A 16,418-nucleotide genomic window follows, 5' to 3' on the forward strand; every position below is an offset into this window, starting at 1 on the left:
GGACGACAGCACAACCCCACACCCCCCCCCCCCCCCCCCCCCCCAAAAAAAGGCCCACACAAAAGAAAAACAAAAACAAGAGGGGGGGCCTCCCTTTTTCCCCCCCCCCCCCCCCCCCCCTCAGTCGTTGTTCGCCCGGAGGGCTTCGCTCGCTACTCCGCGGACGCCGCTGCCACCAGCTCCCGACAGCGCTTCACGTCCAGCGCCATCTGCTCCAGCAGCCCCTCCAGGGACTCGAACTTGGCCTGGCCGCGCACGAAGGCGAGGAAGTCGACGGCGACGTGCAGCCCGTACAGGTCGAGGCCGACGCGGTCGATGGCGTACGCCTCGACCGTGCGCTCGGTGCCGTCGAACTGCGGGTTGGTGCCGACGGAGATCGCGGCCGGCATCGCCTCGTCACCCGCGTGCAGCCAGCCGGCGTACACGCCGTCGGCCGGGATCGCGGTGTGCGGCAGGGTCTCGACGTTGGCGGTCGGGAAGCCCAGCTCCCGTCCCCGCTGGGCGCCGCGCACGACGACGCCCTCGACGCGGTGCGGCCGGCCCAGGATCTCGGCGGCGCCCGCGAGATCGCCCTCGGCGACCAGGCGGCGGGTCAGGGTCGAGGAGAACGGCTCGCCGCCGCCCGCCTCGCCGCGCACGTACAGGTCGACGACCTCGACCTCGAAGTCGTACACCTTGCCCTGCTCGATGAGGAACTCGACGTTCCCGGCGGCCTTGTGGCCGAAGCGGAAGTTCGGGCCCTCGACGACGGCCCTGGCGTGCAGCTTGTCGACGAGGACCTTCACCACGAACTCGGCGGGCGAGAGCTTCGAGAACTCCGTGGTGAACGGAAGGATGAGCACGGCGTCGACGCCCAGCTCCGCCATCAGCTCGGCGCGCCGGTGGTGCGGGGCGAGCAGCGGCGGGTGGCTGCCGGGGCGGACGACCTCGCTGGGGTGCGGGTCGAAGGTGACGACGACGGCGGGGACGCCCAGTTCCCGGGCGCGGTCCACCGCGTGCCGGATGATCAGCTGGTGTCCGCGGTGGACTCCGTCGTAGGAGCCGATGGTGACGACGCTGCGTCCCCAGTCCTCGGGGATGTCCTCCAAGCCACGCCAGCGCTGCACTGTGACCGCTCCTCGAACCCGTGTCCGTGTAAATCGTTGCCTTCTTACGCGGTCTAAGGGTGCCATGCCGGGTGCTCCCGGCTCGCATCGGCATGGTGCCTGTGACTCGACCCACGTGCTGAGGGGCCGCCCGCGCGGCTCACGCGGGCACCCGCACCCCCGCCAGGTTCTCCAGCGTCCGCCGCGCGCTGGGCCCGACCACCGCCGCCCACTCCCCCGGCGCCCCGGTGAGCCAGCCCGTCACCTGCGCCGCGAAGCCGGGAACATGGCGGCCCAGATCGACGAGCCCCCGGTCGAAACGGGTCGCGCCCTCCGTCGTCCGGACGAGGAGCAGCCCGGTGCGGTGGACCAGCGCGCGCAGTTCCTCCCCGCTCCACTGGGCGGCCGCGTACAGGACGGCGTCCAGGACGGCCGGAGCCTGCTCACGGTGGAGGAGGAACTCCAGCAGCTCGCGGCGCAGGGGCCGGGAGCCGGGCGCCCCGGGGACGGCCAGCACGGCGGCGAGGGCGGCCCGCAGCGGCTCCGGGCCACCCTCGCCCAGCAGGCCCGTGACCAGCGGAAACAGCACGGCATGGGCGGCCGGGCCATGATCGAGGCGCCGGTCGACGTACGCGGCCACGTCCCCGGCGGCCTCCGGATGCCACTGCACCGCCTCCCGGACGAGCGCGGCGACCGGACCGGCCAGCGCGGGTGTGGTGACCTCGGCGAGCGCGCGCAGCGTACGGCCCGCGCCCGCGTCGGGGCGGCACAGCCGGGTCCGGACGGCGTCCAGCACCGGCTCGGGATCGATGGCCAGCGCGGCCAGCAGCGCGTCCGCCGGGAGCTGCGGATCACCGGCCGCGAACCGCTCGAGCGCCAGCGGCAGATACCGGGCCCTGGTCTCGGGGTCCCGTACGAGGAGGCCGAGGGCACCGGCGTGCAGGGTGCGGTCGGCGGGGCGGGCGAGCAGGGCGAGGGCCGCGTAGCGCAGCAGCCGGCGGTCGGCGTCCGTCCGCACGTGCGGTGCGGCGCGCAGCCCGTACGCCACCGCCGCGACGCGCCGGGCCGGGCGTTCGTCGTGCGCCCACCGGTCGACGGCCCGGCACAGGGCCGACGGCTCCTCCTCGGCGAGGACGGCGAGCAGCTCGTCGGCCCGCCGGTGCGCGCAGCCGACCAGGGTCTCGGTGAGGTCGTCCAGGGCCCGGTGCCGGTGGGTGTGCAGCAGCGCCTGCGCTGCGGTCGCCACGGTCGCGTGCGGCGCCGCGGGCAGCGGCCGCTCGTCGTCGAACCAGCGGGTGAGGCACGCCTGGACGGTGGTGGGCTGGGCGACGAGGAGCCGGGCCACGGCGTCGAGGTAGCGGGGGCCGCGGAGTTCGTCCGCGTCGGGCGGGGCCGTGTCGGCGAGGACCAGGCGGCGCAGGAGGTCGAGGCGCAGGTCGGACGGGAGGGCGAGCCCCGTCCAGAAGCCGGGGCCGAACTCCGGGAGACCGAACTCAGGGAGCGCCCCCGCGCCCTCGGCGACGGCTCCCCCTCCACCCGCCTCCGCGACGCGGTCCGCGAGCAGCCGCAGGACCCCGGCGTACGGGGTCGCGTCCGGGACCCGCAGCAGGGTCTCGGCGAGCAGCCGGGCGGCCCACCACGAGGCCGGGTCGGCGTGCAGGGCGTGGGCCAGCTTCTCCAGCCGGCGGGCGAGCCGACGGGTGCCCTGGTGGCGGCCGAGGAGCAGCAGGGCCTGGACGACGGGGCCGATGCGGTGGTGCGGGACGGGGAGCGGGTGCCCGCCGTCGGGCGTGCGGCGGCGGTGGACCAGGGCGCGCAGGGCCTCGTCCAGGTCGAGGTGGAGGCCCTGGATCCAGTCGGCCACTTCCTCGTGGGCGAAGCGGTAGCCGCCGCCCGCGGGCACCAGCAGTCCCTCCGCGAGCACGGCGGACGCCCAGCCGGTGCCGCCCCCGAGCCGGGCCGGAGCCGGGCCCCACGGGAACACCGCCTCGAACGACGCCCGGTCCAGCTCCCCCTGCCCGGGCCCGAGGCTGCGGCGGGCGGCCTCGTGCACCTGCCCGGCCACCTTCGCCGCGAGCCGCCGTACGGCGGTGCCGCGCAGACCGTTCTCGGCGGCGAGGCGGACGGCGACCCGCAGGCACATCAGGTCGAGGTGGGCGGCGAAGACGTCGTCGCGGTCGACGGGGTCGACGGGGTCGGCGGGGTCGGCGGGCGGGGCCGCCGGGAGGGCGGCGCGGATCTCGCCGAGGAGCCGGAGGGTGAGGGGGTGGCGGGCGTCGGGCGCGGCGAGCGCGGTCTCGGGTACGACGTACCGGGTCCGTGCCTCGCGCGCCTCGTCGGGGGTGAGATCGCCGAGCCGGACACAGGCCGGCAGCACACCCCCCGAAGCACCCCCGGAAGCACCCCCCGAACTGCCCCTCGTGCCGTCCCCGGAAGCACCCCCCGAACTGCCCCTCGTGCCGTCCCCCGAACCGCCCACCGTGGCGCCCGCCGTACCGTCCCCCGGGACGCCCTCCGTACCGTCCCCGGTCGCTCCCCCGCCCCCGTACAGCAGCTCGGCCGGGAACTCCGCCCCCGCCCGCTCCCAGTACTCCGCGCGGCACGCCACCACCAGCCGTGCCCCGGCGTCCCGCAGCCAGTGGGCCGTGCCCTCCGTCCACTCGGAGAGCCGGTGGGCGAGAACCGGCGGCATCTCCTCAGGACCGTCGAGGAGGAGCAGCAGGGGGCGGCCGGCGGCGCGGGCGAGCCGGGCCAGACGGGCGGGGTCGAGGTCCCCGAGGGCGGTGGCGGAGAGCCCGGTCGACGCGGTCACGATCCGGGCCGCGCGGTGCAGCGCCCGGTGGGCCGCGTCGGCGATCGAGTCGTCGTCGTCCCGCAGGTCGGCTCCGCGCAGCCACAGGGTGGGCGCGGGCTCCGTGCCCTGGTTGCGGCGGGCCGCGAGCGCCGCGAGTTCCGTCGTACGGCCGCTGCCCGGGGCTCCGACGAGGCCGAGGACGGTCGCGGGGCTCGCGGCGAACGCGGCGAACTCCCGTGCGGGTGCGGCGCGTTCGACCGGCCGTGGCGCGGCGTGGGGGCCGAGGTCCTCGGTGCCGGTCCGGCCGAGGAAGCCGGTGAGGGTGCCCGGCGGGCCGTCCGAGCCGACCGAGGTGGCGGTGAGTTCCAGGACTCCGGCGAGGTTGAGGTCGGCGCCGTAGGCGGGGACCGTCGAGGCGTTGCGGGCGAGCAGCTCGGCGAGGGGGCCGGTGGCGGGGCGCAGCGGGACGGCGAAGCCCGCGTCGCGGGCGCCGCACTGGAGGGCGGTGCCCACGACGGCCACGACGGCGCCGGTCGTGGCGTCGAGCACCGGTCCCCCGGCCGCGCCGCCGCCCAGCCGCAGCGCGTCCCGGCCCGCCGTGCCGATCGCCAGTTCCAGCGCGCCGTCGACGAGGTGGAAGCGGTCCGTGGCCGTGTACGTCACCGGTGTCTCCGCCAGCACCCGCGCCTCGCGCCAGCAGCCGGCCGGCAGCCGGACGTACGTACCCGTCCCGACGGCCTCCCGGACGGTCACCGGCAGCGGCTGGGCGCCCAAGCCCTCGGTGCGTACGAGGGCCAGGTCCAGCTCCGGGAGCGGGGTGACCGCGTCGGCGGTCACGACACAGCCGCGGTCGCCGGCGGCGTACAGGACGAGCCGGGGCAGACCGTCGACGGCCTCGTGGCTGGTGATCACCGTGCCGTGGTGGTCGGCGACGAAGCCGGTGCCGCGCGGGCGGCCGGCGAGGTCGCGGATCCGGACGAGGGAGGCGTCAGCGGGCGGGGGTGCGCCCGGAGGGTCCGTCGGCGGGGCGGCTGTGGGCTCGCCCGGGGGTGCGGTGGGTGAGTGGTGGCCGCCGTCGGTCCGCGGGCCCCGTGCCGCCATCGTCGTACCTCCCCGCCGCGCCCGTCTGCCCTGCGTTCGACGGTAGGGGCGAGATGATCAGCGGGACAGATCTCGGGACGAACGCGCCCCCTCACGCTCCCTCGGTTCACTCCGAGCGCCTGCCCGGACGGGTGAATGAACCGGGGACGTTGGATACACCCTAGGGGTGGGGGAACCGAGGGGGGACCGTGGAGCGGCGACATTGAACACCCCGTGTTCGCCGCTCCACGGGCAAGTCCCTCAGCTCAGTACGGCGAGGCTCTTGGCCTTGCCCTTCTGCTCCTCGACGAGGGCCAGGAAGCGGCCCTCCGGGTCGAAGACGGCGACGGGGCCGGCGCCCGCGTACTCCTCGGGCATCTCCAGGCGGACGCCGTTGGTGAGCAGCCGGGCGCGCTTGGCGTCCACGTCCCAGCGCGGGAAGGCCGCGGCGGCCGCCTCCGCGATCGGCATCACGCTCAGCTCCTGCTGGAGCTGGTCGAGCGTCTTCGCGGCGTCCAGCTTGTACGGGCCGACGCGGGTGCGGCGCAGTGCCGTGAGGTGGCCGCCGACGCCGAGGTCCGCGCCCAGGTCGCGGGCGAGGGCGCGGATGTAGGTGCCGGAGGAGCAGACCACCGACACGACCAGGTCCAGGACGGGCGTGCCGTCCTCGGCGACGGCGTCACGGACGTCGTACACCGCGAAGGAGGAGATGGTCACCGGGCGGGCCGGGATCTCGAAGTCCTCGCCGTCCCTGGCCCGCTTGTACGAGCGGACGCCGTCGATCTTGATGGCGCTGACCTTGGACGGCACCTGCATGATGTCGCCGCTGAGCTTGGCGATGCCGGCGTCGACGGCCTCCCGGGTGACCTTGGAGGCGTCCACGGAGGCGGTGATCTCGCCCTCCGCGTCGTCCGTCAGGGTCGTCTGGCCGAGGCGGATCGTGCCGAGGTACTCCTTCTCGGTGAGGGCGAGGTGACCGAGGAGCTTGGTCGCCTTCTCCAGACCGAGGACGAGGACGCCCGTCGCCATCGGGTCGAGCGTGCCGGCGTGGCCGACGCGGCGGGTCCTGGCGATCCCGCGCATTTTGGCCACGACGTCGTGGGAGGTGAAGCCCGACGGCTTGTCGACGATGACCAGGCCGTCGGGCGCGGTGTGCTTCTGCTTCATTCGGCGGTGTCGTCCGTCTCGTCGTCACCGGGCTTGCGGTACGGGTCGGCCTCACCGGCGTAGCCCGCCCCCGCGGACGCCTCGCGGACCTTCTCGTCGGCCGCACGCGCCCTGTCGAGCAGGTCGTCGATCGTGCGGGCGTTGTCCGGAAGGGCGTCGGCGACGAAGGCCAGCGTCGGCGTGAACTTCACGCCGGCGGCGCGGCCGACCTCGGAGCGGAGGATGCCCTTGGCGCTCTCCAGGCCCGCGGCGGCGGCATTCCGCTCCTCCTCGTCCCCGTACACGGTGTAGAAGACGGTCGCCTCCCTGAGGTCGCCCGTGACCCTGGTGTCCGTGATGGTGACGTGGGAGCCGAGCCGCGGGTCCTTGATCCCGCGCTGTAGCTTCTGGGCCACCACCTCTCGGATGAGGTCCGCCAGCCTCTTGGCGCGCGCGTTGTCGGCCACTGGTCCGTCTCCCGTTCTTCCTTGCTTCGTGTGTCTCTGCGTGCTTGAGGTCAGTCGACGTTCCGAGGTCGGTCGACGTTCTGAGGTCAGTCGTCTTCGCCGTGGATGCGGCGCCTGACCGACAGCAGCTCCACCTCGGGGCGGCCGGCCACGAGCCGTTCGCACCGGTCCAGTACGTCGGTCAGGTGCTCCGCGTCCCCGGACACCACGGCGAGGCCTATCCGGGCCCTGCGGTGGAGGTCCTGGTGGTCCACCTCGGCCGCGCTCACCGCGAACTTGCGCTGGAGCTCGGCGACGATGGGGCGGACGACGGAGCGCTTCTCCTTCAGCGACCGTATGTCACCGAGGAGCAGGTCGAAGGACAGTGTCCCCACGTACATGTACAGCCGGTTCACCCGCCGGTACGGGATCGATGACCCTGTCGGCCGTATGGGACAGGGGCATCAAGAACGGTACCCCGATCCTGACCGTGTCTCGACGGGGTTTCCCGGCGCTGCGCGCGTGGCTCCGCCCGGCACCCGGATTCGCCCACCCACCCACCCGACTCGGTCGGACAAGAGGTGACCCACCCCGGGGCTCCACGCGAAGGCGCCGCCCAGTACCCGGCCTGCACCACCCACCCACCCGACTCGGTCGGACAAGAGGTGACCCACCCCGGGGCTGCGCCCCCGACCCCAGCGGGGACTCCGTCCCCTGCACCCCTGTCGGGGCTCCGCCCCTGCACCCCGCCGAGGTCGGCCTGGACCCTCGCCGGGCTCGGCCTGCACCCTGTCGGGCTCAGTGCCTCATCCGGCAGCGCGTTCAGTACCCCTCCCGGCAGCGGGTTCAGTGACCACCATGCAGCGGGTTCGGTGACCACCCGGAGCAGGCTCCACGCCCGCCCGGAGCAGGCACAGCACCAACTCGGAGCGAGCTCAGCACCAGCCCGGAGCAGGCTCAACGCCCACCCGGAGCAGACTCAGCACCCACCCCGCGTCGGGCTAAGCACCCACCCACCATCGGGTTCGGCCGCACCCCACATCGGATTCGATACCTCACCCCACATCAGGTTCGCCACCTCTACCCCACAGGATTCGGCACCGCGCCCCACATCAGGCTCGCCACCTCACCCCACATAGGGCTCGGCGCCTCGCCCCACATCAGGTTCCGTACCTCGCCAGTCAGGCTTGTGGGTGCAGACGGCGGTGTGCCGGCCGGCCAGGGACGAGCCCCGGTCGGCCGGCACACACCGTGGGTGTTACACCCGCGGCTTCTCGCGCATCTCGTACGTCGCGATGACGTCGTCGATCTTGATGTCGTTGAAGTTGCCGAGGTTGATACCGCCCTCGAACCCTTCGCGGATCTCGGTGACGTCGTCCTTGAAGCGACGCAGGCCCTCGATGTTGAGGTTCTCCGCGATGACCTTGCCGTCGCGGATGAGTCGGGCCTTGGTGTTGCGCTTGACCTCGCCCGAGCGGATGAGGACACCGGCGATGTTGCCCAGCTTGGACGACTTGAAGACCTCGCGGATCTCCGCCGTACCGAGCTCGAACTCCTCGTACTCCGGCTTCAGCAGACCCTTCAGGGCCGCCTCGATCTCCTCGATCGCCTGGTAGATGACCGAGTAGTACCGGACGTCGACGCCCTCGCGCTCGGCCATCTGCTGAGCACGGCCGGCCGCACGGACGTTGAAGCCGATGACGATGGCGTCCGAGCCCATGGCCAGGTCGATGTCCGACTCCGTGACCGCACCGACACCGCGGTGCAGGACGCGGATGTCGACCTCTTCGCCGACGTCCAGCTGGAGCAGCGAGGACTCGAGGGCCTCGACGGAACCAGAAGCGTCACCCTTGATGATCAGGTTCAGCTGCTGGACCTCGCCGGCCTTCAGCGCCGCGTCCAGGTTCTCCAGGGAGAACCTGCGCGTGCGCTTCGCGAAGGCGGCGTTGCGCTCGCGGGCCGCACGCTTCTCGGCGATCTGGCGGGCCGTACGGTCCTCCTCGACCACGAGGAAGTTGTCGCCGGCGCCCGGGACGTTGGTCAGACCCAGGACCTGGACCGGCGTAGACGGACCGGCCTCGGCCACGTTGTTGCCGTTGTCGTCGAGCATGGCGCGCACTCGGCCGTAGGCGTCGCCCACGACCATCGTGTCGCCGACCCGCAGCGTGCCTCGCTGGACGAGGACCGTCGCCACGGCACCACGGCCGCGGTCGAGACGGGACTCGATCGAGATGCCCTGCGCGTCCTGGTTCGGGTTGGCCCGCAGGTCGAGCGAGGCGTCGGCCGTGAGGATCACGGCCTCCAGCAGCGAGTCGATGTGCAGACCCTGCTTGGCGGAGATGTCGACGAACATCGTGTCGCCGCCGTACTCCTCGGCCACCAGGCCGTACTCGGTCAGCTGACCGCGCACCTTGGTCGGGTCGGCACCTTCGACGTCGATCTTGTTGACCGCGACGACGATCGGGACGTCGGCCGCCTTGGCGTGGTTGAGCGCCTCGACCGTCTGCGGCATGACGCCGTCGTTGGCCGCGACGACCAGGATCGCGATGTCCGTCGACCGGGCACCACGGGCACGCATGGCGGTGAACGCCTCGTGACCCGGGGTGTCGATGAAGGTGATCGCGCGGTCCTCGTCGTTGACCTGGGTCGAGACCTGGTAGGCACCGATGTGCTGGGTGATGCCACCGGCCTCGCCCGCGATGACGTTCGTCTTGCGGATGGCGTCGAGCAGGCGGGTCTTACCGTGGTCGACGTGACCCATGACGGTGACGACCGGGGGACGGACCACCAGGTCGTCCTCGTCGCCCTCGTCCTCGCCGAACTCGATGTCGAAGGACTCGAGCAGCTCGCGGTCCTCCTCCTCCGGGCTGACGACCTGAACCTCGTAGTTCATCTCGCCGGCAAGGAGGTGGAGCGTCTCGTCGGAGACGGACTGGGTCGCGGTGACCATCTCGCCGAGGTTCATCATGACCGCGACGAGCGACGCCGGGTTGGCGTTGATCTTCTCCGCGAAGTCGGTGAGCGACGCGCCGCGGGAGAGACGGATCGTCTCGCCGTTGCCGCGCGGCAGCATCACACCGCCGACCGACGGGGCCTGCATGGCCTCGTACTCCTGGCGCCTCTGACGCTTCGACTTGCGGCCACGACGCGCCGGACCGCCGGGACGGCCGAACGCACCCTGCGTGCCACCACGGCCACCGGGACCGCCGGGACGACCGCCGAAGCCGGGACGGCCACCGCCGCCACCGAAGCCGCCGCCACCGCCGCCGGGGCCACCGCCACCGGGACGACCGGCGAAACCGCCGCCGCCACCCGGACGGGCGCCGCCACCGGGACCGGCCGGACGACCGGCGAAGCCGCCGCCGCCACCGGGACGACCGCCGCCGGGACGACCGGCACCGCCGCCGCCCGGACCGCGGCCGCCGGGGCCACCGCCGGGACGCGGGCCCGCAGCGGGACGCTGCGGCATCATGCCGGGGTTCGGACGCGGACCGCCGGGACGCGGGCCACCGGGGCCGGCACCCTGCGGACGGGGCATGCCCGACGGCGAGGGACGCGAGCCGCCCGGAGCCTGCGGACGAGGACCGCCGCCCTGGGCGCCGGGCGTCTGCGGACGGGGACCGCCGCCGGGGGCACCGGGGCCGCCGGGACGCGGGGCGCCCTGCGGACGAGGGGCCTGCGGACGGGCCATACCGGCGTTGCCGCCGGACGTGAAGGGGTTGTTGCCCGGACGCGGACCGGCCGGACGGGCACCGCCCGGACGGGGCGCGCCGGCACCGCCGGGACGCTGACCCTGCGCGGCCGGACGACGGTCCTGACCACGGTCCTGCTGACCCTGACCGGGACCACCGGGACGACCGCCGGGGCGGGGCGCGCCGGGGCGCGGTCCCTGGGCGGCGGCCGGACGCGGCGCGGACGGGGCGGCCGGGGGCGCCGGCGGAGCGGTGAACTCCGGGGCGGCCGGGGCCGGACGCGGCGCGGGCTTGGGACCCGGGACCGGACGCGGGCCGGGGGCCGGCGCGGAGGGCGCCGCCGGGGTCACCGGAGCCGCGGGAGCCGCGGGAGTCTGGGCCACGGGAGGCTTGGGGGCCGGCGGCCGCGGGGCGGCCGGACGGGCCGACTGCGCCGGTGAGGGCGCGCCGGGCTTGGGGGCGGCCTTGCGCGGGGCGGACTTGGCGGACTTGCCGCCGCCCTGGAAGGCGTCAGTCAGTTTGCGGACTACGGGCGCTTCGATGGTCGAAGACGCCGAACGGACGAATTCACCGAGTTCTTGGAGCTTGGCCATGACGACCTTGCTCTCCACCCCGAACTCCTTGGCGAGTTCGTATACCCGGACCTTAGCCACTTCGCTCCTTTTAGGTCCGGGTTTGCGTCCGGACCGTCGCTACTTCATGGGCGTACTCATCGCGTGCTCATCGAGTGCTCATCGCAATCTCGACCTACTTCCAACTCGCGGGGTACCTGAGCCGCGCGGGTGCTCCGCACGACGCTTCTTACGGTGTCGCCTGATCGGCAACTGTTGCCTGGTCGGCAACTGTCGTCTGCTCGACGTACTGGCGCAACGCCTTTGTGTCGAGCGCTCCCGGGGCGCGCAAAGCCCTCGTGAACGCTCGCCGGCGTACCGCCTGGTCGAGACAGACCAGAGCGGGGTGTACATACGCACCCCGGCCGGGCAGCGTACCGCGAGGATCGGGGGCGCATGCGCCCCCGATCGCCACGATGCGCAGCAGATCCGTCTTGGCCGCCCGCTCCCGGCACCCCACACAGGTGCGTTCAGGGCATGCTCCGGCGTGCGTCCGGCCAGACACAGCTAAGTCTACCTCCCCGCGGCCACCTCACCCCTTTGGGGCAGGATTCGAACAGTTGCCGCGATACATCTGACGTGATCTAAGCGGGCCGACGGCTGGGATCTATTCCCCAGCCGGCGGACGGGCTCACTCCGGCGTCTGCTCCGTGTCCGGTCGGATGTCGATCCGCCAGCCGGTCAGACGGGCGGCGAGGCGGGCGTTCTGCCCCTCCTTGCCGATCGCCAGCGACAGCTGGTAGTCCGGCACCGTCACGCGCGCGGAGCGGGCCGCCAGGTCCACCACCTCGACCTTGGAAACCCGGGCCGGGGACAGCGCGTTGGCCACCATCTCGGCCGGATCGTCCGACCAGTCGACGATGTCGATCTTCTCGCCGTTCAGCTCGCCCATGACGTTGCGCACCCGGCCGCCCATGGGGCCGATGCAGGCGCCCTTGGCGTTCAGGCCCGAACGGGTGGACCGTACGGCGATCTTGGTGCGATGGCCGGCCTCGCGGGCGATGGCGGCGATCTCGACGGACCCGTCGGCGATCTCCGGCACCTCCAGCGCGAACAGCTTCTTCACCAGATTGGGGTGGGTACGCGAAAGCGTGACCGAGGGACCGCGCACACCCTTCGCCACCCGGACGACGTACGACCGCAGCCGCGTGCCGTGCTGGTACGCCTCGCCCGGGACCTGCTCCTGCACCGGCAGGATGGCCTCCAGCTTGCCGATGTCCACGAGCACGTTCTTCGGGTCGCGGCCCTGCTGGACCACTCCGGTGACGATGTCGCCCTCGCGGCCGGCGTACTCGCCGAGCGTCGCGTCGTCCTCGGCGTCGCGCAGCCGCTGCAGGATCACCTGCTTGGCGGTGGTGGCGGCGATACGGCCGAAGCCAGACGGGGTGTCGTCGAACTCGCGGGGCTCCTGGCCCTCCTCGAGGTCCTCCGGGTCCTCCTTCGCCCACACGGTCACATGCCCGGTCTCCCGGTTGAGCTCCACGCGCGCGTGTCGGCGGCTTCCCTCGGTGCGGTGGTAGGCGATGAGGAGGGCCGCCTCGATCGCCTCGACCAGCAGGGGGAAGGAGATCTCCTTCTCCCGTACCAAGCCCCGCAGGGCACTCATGTCGATGTCCACGGCTACGCCTCCTCTTCCTTCTCGTCCTTGTCCTTGCGGTTGAACTCGACCTGCACGCGGGCCTTCTCGATCTCGGGGAAGGCGACTCTGCGGGTCGTGGCCTTGCGGCCCTTCACGCCGGGCACCTCGAGGTCGAGGCCGTCGTCGTCGACGTTCAGGATCCTGGCGACCAGCTCGCCGCCCTCGGCCAGCTGGAACCTGACCAGCCGGTCCGTGGCACGCACGTAGTGCCGGTGTTCGGTGAGGGCGCGCTCCGCGCCCGGGGTGCCGACCTCGAGGGTGTACTCGCCCTCGCCCATCGCGTCGCTCTCGTCCAGCTTCGCCGAGAGCGCGCGGCTCACATCGGCGATCTGGTCCAGGTCGGCCCCGGTGTCGGAGTCGACGACGACACGCAGCACACGCTTGCGTCCGACGGAGTCCACGGCGATCTCTTCGAGATCCAGGCCCTGAGAGGCGACGAGCGGTTCCAGGAGCTCTCGCAGCCTCTCGCTCTGGGTGGTGCTCATCCGGGTGACTCCTCGGCCGCGTGTGCTGTTGTGGGATGGGTCGCGTGTCTGGTCAAAGGGTATCCGGTCGCAGGGTGTGTTGCCGTCCACCCGTGCACGGCAGGGTGGCCGGGAGCTCGCCGGGGCGGTGCCGCTGAGTGATGCCGCACCGGTGCGCGGGTACGGTGATCACGGGCCTGCCGCCCTTCTTGGTGTTTCTTTCGTACGAGTTCCCCGAGGACGTCTGCCGTGCCGTTCCCCCTCCCGCCGCGCACCCCCTCGGGGCCGCGCAGAAGAACCCTGCTCGCGTCGGCCGCCGGCGCCGCGCTGCTCGTGGGCTGCTCGTCGTCCGGCTCGGGGGGCCCCGAGGAGGAGAGCGCGGGCGGCGCTCCGTCGGTCACCGAGCGGACACGCACGCGTGCGGCACAGGAGAGCGACGGGCTGATCGAGCGGTACGACGCCGTCCTGGCCACCCATCCGGCGCTCACGAAGCGGCTCGCACCGCTGCGGGCGGAGGTCGTCCGGCACGTGGAGGCGTTCGGGGGCACCACCAAGGCTTCCCCCTCCGTCTCCCCCTCGTCCTCCGTCTCTCCCTCGTCCTCGGCCTCGGCCTCTCCGTCGGCCGCTCCGTCGGCCTCTCCCTCCGTCTCCACCTCCGCCGCTTCCTCTTCCGCGTCCACCTCCGCCTCCCCGTCCGCGGGCGCGCCGACGACCGAGAAGGACGCCCTGGCCGGTCTGGCCGCCGCCGAGCGGGCGCTCGCGGACCGCAGGGCGGCGGCGCTGGTGGACGTCCCGGGCGAGCTGGCCCGGCTGCTGGCCTCGGTGGCGGCGGCCGGCGCCGCCCACGCGTACCTGCTGACGGAGGGGGCTCGATGAGCAAGGCGACCGCGGCGGAACTGACGGCGCTCCAGGCGGCGCTGGCGGCCGAGCACGCCGCGGTGTACGGGTACGGCGTGGTCGGCGGGCGGATCGGTGAGGCCCGGCGCACGGAGGCCAAGGGGGCGTACGACGCGCACCGGGCTCGCCGGGACGCGCTGGTGCGCGAGGTGCGCGAGCTGGGCGCCGATCCGGCCGCCGCGAGCGCCGCGTACGCGCTGCCGTTCCCGGTGGCGGACGCCGCGTCGGCGGTACGGCTCGCCGCCCAACTGGAGGACCGGGTGGCCGGGGTGTACTCGGACCTGGTGCGGGCGGCCTCGGGCGCGCGGCGCCGGGAGGCCGCGGGGGCATTGCGCGAGGCGGCGGTGCGGGCGGTGCGCTGGCGCGGCGGAAGCGTAGCCTTCCCTGGTCTCGCCGAGCGGGCCGGCACCAAGTCGGCCGCCGCCGGGGCCTCGGCGACACCTCCCGCGTGACCGGGGAGACGGAAGGGAACGACTCGCGCATGGCTTTCGAACCGCCACAGCGTCTGGTGCGGGCACTCGGGGAGACCGCGCCCGACGGTGACGACTGGCTGGGGAAGCTGTCCGAGACGGCCCAACAGGCCGTCGCTCTCGGCGAGTTGACCGTCGAGCGGACCCAGGTGCCGGGTGGCCGGACCAGTCTGGTCGTGCTGGTGCGGCGCGCGGACGGGACACCCGCCGTCCTGAAGCTGGCGCCGCCCCGGTTCCGGCCGGAGGCGGAGCGGGCCGCGCTGGCGCACTGGGACGGCCTGGGCGCCGTCCAACTGCTGGGCGGGCCGGTGACGGAGGGGGCGCTGCTGCTCGAACGGCTGCATCCGGATGTGTCGGTGCGGTCGCTGCCGGAGGCGAAGGCGCTGCTGGAGGCGGCGGGGACGTTGCGGCGGCTGTGGGTGGAGCCACCGGCCGGCCGTGGCGCGTACTCCTTCGAGAGCGTGGCCGAGCGGACCGGGCGGCAGGCGGAGGCGATGCGGGCGAGTGCGGACGCCGAGGTGGGCGCCCTGGTCGATGCCGCGCTCGCGGCCCGGGAGGACCTGTTGGCCGCGCCGCCGGAGGAGCGGTTGCTGCACGGGACGTTCCGGCAGAGCAAGGTGCTCGCGGGTGAGCGGACGCCGTGGCTGGTGGTGGGGCCGGATCCGGTGGTCGGGGAGTGTGCCTTCGATCTGGCGCGGCTGGTGCGGGACCGGGTGGAGGATCTGATCGCCTCCCCTTCGGGGGCGGCCACCACGCGGCGGCGGGTGCGGAAGCTGGCGGAGTCGTTGGAGCTGGATCAGGAGCGGGTGCGGGGGTGGACGCTGTTCCGGGCCGTGGAGTCGGGGGTCCGGGCGCGCAGGGTCGGGCGGCCCAAGGATGCCGAGCTGCTGCTGGAGTTCGCCGGGTGGCTCTAGGGGCCTCGGGGCCTCGGCATCTCGGGGGCTCGGGGGCTCATGTCGACGTGAGTTTCAGGGCCAGGACCGGGCAGTCCGATGCTGCTCTGCGGGCTCGTCCGACCGTGCGGGCCGGGACGGGGGCGCCGTCCACCAGGGGGTAGCCCCACTCGTCCAGGGTGATGTGGTCCGGCAGGAGTTCCGCGCACAGGCCGTGGCCCTGGCAGGTGGTCCGGTCGATGTCGATCGCCGTGTGCTGGTCCATGTCAGTTCCGGTCCTCCGGGACGGGCAGCAGCGGGGTGTGGTCGGTCGCCGTGCAGTGGCCGTGGGCATGGGTGTCGATCTCGGTGGCAAGGTCGTGAGGGCGCTGCGGACCAGGCGGACCGTGCCGTCGGGGTGGTGGCAGGCGCCGCGGCCCTCGACGAGGCCGGACCAGCGGGTGAGGTCGGTGCGGACGGCGCCCTGCGGGCCGGGGCTGGCGAGGGTGCGGAACGCGGTGGCGATGCGGGGCAGGCCGTTGAGGCAGGGGCCGCACTGTCCGGCCGACTGCAGGGCGAGGTGGCGCAGGACGCGGGCGGTCTCGGCGAGGCCGCAGCGGCCGGCGGGCAGGACGACCAGCACGCCGGCGCCCAAATTGGTCGCGTCGACGGTGAGTCGGGCCGCCTCCGGGGCCGGGATCCAGGTGCCGTGGTAGCCGCCGACGAGGACCGCCGAGGCGCCCTGAAGGGGCAGCAGTCGGGCGAGCGGCAGGCCGCACGGGGCCTCCACGACCCGGGGTTCGTGTCCGGCGACGTGGACCGTGCACAGGGCGCTGCCCGGCTGGGCCGGGGTGCCCGCCGTGCGGTACCAGTCGGCGCCGTAGCGGGCGATCAGCGCGAGGTGGGCGAGGGTCTCGACGTTCTGCACGAGGGTGGGGGCGCGGTGCACCCCGTGTTCCCGGACCGGCGGGCGCTGGTGGGCGGGCAGGGCCGCGCCGGCGGAGACGTACCGCGCGAGGGCCGAGGCCTGGCCGGAGAGGAAGGACTTCGGCAGCCGGACGACCTTGACCGGCAGCGGGTCGGCGGTGCGCTGGGCGAGGGCGGATTCCAGCCAGGTCGCGCGGCGAGGGCCTCGGCCAGCAGGGGGCTCACGCGGACCGGACGTCCGGCGGTGGTGTCGAGGGCGGCCAGTTCGGAGTCGGGACGGAAGCGGCTGCACGCC

13 protein-coding genes are annotated in these 16,418 nt (G+C 73.8%); 3 read left to right on the forward strand and 10 right to left on the reverse strand.

What is annotated here, in order from left to right; all coding sequences use genetic code 11:
- Positions 1 to 152 precede the first annotated feature (152 nt).
- From ACZ6D7_RS35315 to rimP, 9 genes are all read right to left on the reverse strand, one after another.
- Positions 153 to 1,106, reverse strand: coding sequence for a bifunctional riboflavin kinase/FAD synthetase (locus ACZ6D7_RS35315; RefSeq protein WP_469499981.1), 954 nt, complete (start codon positions 1,104 to 1,106; stop codon positions 153 to 155).
- A gap of 139 nt (positions 1,107 to 1,245) precedes the next feature.
- The gene (locus ACZ6D7_RS35320) at positions 1,246 to 4,980 is read right to left on the reverse strand and encodes a trypsin-like peptidase domain-containing protein (RefSeq protein ID WP_469499983.1); all 3,735 of its coding nucleotides are present in this window, start codon (positions 4,978 to 4,980) and stop codon (positions 1,246 to 1,248) included.
- 240 nt (positions 4,981 to 5,220) lie between these two features.
- Positions 5,221 to 6,126 carry a tRNA pseudouridine(55) synthase TruB gene (truB, locus tag ACZ6D7_RS35325; protein WP_469499985.1) on the reverse strand — a complete coding sequence of 302 codons (906 nt, stop codon included), beginning with the start codon at positions 6,124 to 6,126 and terminating at the stop codon, positions 5,221 to 5,223.
- The gene (gene rbfA, locus ACZ6D7_RS35330) at positions 6,123 to 6,572 is read right to left on the reverse strand and encodes a 30S ribosome-binding factor RbfA (RefSeq protein WP_469499987.1); all 450 of its coding nucleotides are present in this window, start codon (positions 6,570 to 6,572) and stop codon (positions 6,123 to 6,125) included. The genes truB and rbfA overlap by 4 nt, the downstream gene beginning before the upstream one ends.
- Before the next feature lie 86 nt (positions 6,573 to 6,658).
- A complete protein-coding gene (locus tag ACZ6D7_RS35335; RefSeq protein ID WP_469500102.1) occupies positions 6,659 to 6,952 on the reverse strand; it encodes a DUF503 domain-containing protein in 294 nt (97 codons plus the stop codon).
- 857 nt (positions 6,953 to 7,809) lie between these two features.
- Complete coding sequence (gene infB / locus ACZ6D7_RS35340) at positions 7,810 to 10,896, reverse strand: translation initiation factor IF-2 (protein WP_469499989.1); 3,087 nt, start codon at positions 10,894 to 10,896, stop codon at positions 7,810 to 7,812.
- 148 nt (positions 10,897 to 11,044) lie between these two features.
- Entirely contained in the window at positions 11,045 to 11,359 is a 315-nt protein-coding gene (locus tag ACZ6D7_RS35345; RefSeq protein ID WP_469499991.1) for a YlxR family protein, read from the reverse strand.
- Positions 11,360 to 11,485: 126 nt separating this feature from the next.
- On the reverse strand, positions 11,486 to 12,472 hold the full coding sequence (gene nusA, locus ACZ6D7_RS35350; RefSeq protein WP_469499992.1) for a transcription termination factor NusA: 987 nt from the start codon (positions 12,470 to 12,472) through the stop codon (positions 11,486 to 11,488).
- 2 nt (positions 12,473 to 12,474) lie between these two features.
- A complete protein-coding gene (rimP, locus tag ACZ6D7_RS35355) occupies positions 12,475 to 12,978 on the reverse strand; it encodes a ribosome maturation factor RimP (RefSeq protein WP_469499993.1) in 504 nt (167 codons plus the stop codon).
- Between the two features lie 228 nt (positions 12,979 to 13,206).
- Here rimP and ACZ6D7_RS35360 point away from each other — a divergent pair, with 228 nt between their 5' ends.
- From ACZ6D7_RS35360 to ACZ6D7_RS35370, 3 genes are read left to right on the forward strand one after another with little or no spacing between them, the layout of a single operon-like run.
- A complete protein-coding gene (locus ACZ6D7_RS35360) occupies positions 13,207 to 13,833 on the forward strand; it encodes a hypothetical protein (protein WP_469499994.1) in 627 nt (208 codons plus the stop codon).
- Positions 13,830 to 14,306, forward strand: a complete 477-nt coding sequence (locus tag ACZ6D7_RS35365; RefSeq protein ID WP_469499995.1) for a ferritin-like domain-containing protein — start codon at positions 13,830 to 13,832, stop codon at positions 14,304 to 14,306. The genes ACZ6D7_RS35360 and ACZ6D7_RS35365 overlap by 4 nt, the downstream gene beginning before the upstream one ends.
- Before the next feature lie 29 nt (positions 14,307 to 14,335).
- The gene (locus tag ACZ6D7_RS35370) at positions 14,336 to 15,238 is read left to right on the forward strand and encodes an aminoglycoside phosphotransferase family protein (RefSeq protein WP_469499997.1); all 903 of its coding nucleotides are present in this window, start codon (positions 14,336 to 14,338) and stop codon (positions 15,236 to 15,238) included.
- 37 nt (positions 15,239 to 15,275) lie between these two features.
- Here ACZ6D7_RS35370 and ACZ6D7_RS35375 read toward each other — a convergent pair whose 3' ends face one another.
- Positions 15,276 to 16,415 carry a ferredoxin gene (locus ACZ6D7_RS35375; RefSeq protein WP_469499999.1) on the reverse strand — a complete coding sequence of 380 codons (1,140 nt, stop codon included), beginning with the start codon at positions 16,413 to 16,415 and terminating at the stop codon, positions 15,276 to 15,278.
- Positions 16,416 to 16,418 lie beyond the last annotated feature (3 nt).

This window comes from Streptomyces sp. NPDC041784 (assembly GCF_055591025.1).